This window comes from Virgibacillus sp. M23 (genome assembly GCF_034190895.1).
Taxonomy (GTDB): domain Bacteria; phylum Bacillota; class Bacilli; order Bacillales; family Amphibacillaceae; genus Virgibacillus; species Virgibacillus salarius.
Map to the genome: position 1 here is coordinate 1 of NZ_JAWDHA010000239.1, position 466 is coordinate 466.

Annotated in this window: 1 pseudogene; it reads left to right on the plus strand. The window is 45.3% G+C overall.

The window, feature by feature from the left end:
* Positions 1 to 466: pseudogene (locus RVS70_RS22305) on the plus strand ((p)ppGpp synthetase); the annotation flags it as partial.

The window sequence follows — 466 nt, forward strand, 5'->3', positions numbered from 1 at the left end:
TATTGTCATCCTCATGAAGAAGAAACGTGCAGAACGAGAGCTCTATGTCGATGAGGTTGTCAATGAAGTGAAGAAACGTGTCGAAGAAGTGAATATCAAGGCTGACTTCTCGGGACGTCCGAAACATATTTACAGCATTTATCGAAAAATGGTGCTGCAAAATAAGCAATTCAATGAAATTTACGATTTGCTGGCTGTCCGTATTCTTGTGAATAGCATAAAGGACTGCTACGCGGTGCTCGGCATCATTCACACATGCTGGAAACCGATGCCCGGCAGATTCAAAGATTATATCGCAATGCCGAAGCCGAATATGTATCAATCGCTTCATACAACGGTTATCGGGCCTAAAGGCGATCCGCTGGAAGTGCAGATCCGCACCTTAGAAATGCATGAAATCGCTGAATACGGTGTTGCGGCTCACTGGGCTTATAAAGAAGGGAAAGCAGCCAATGAAGGCGCAACC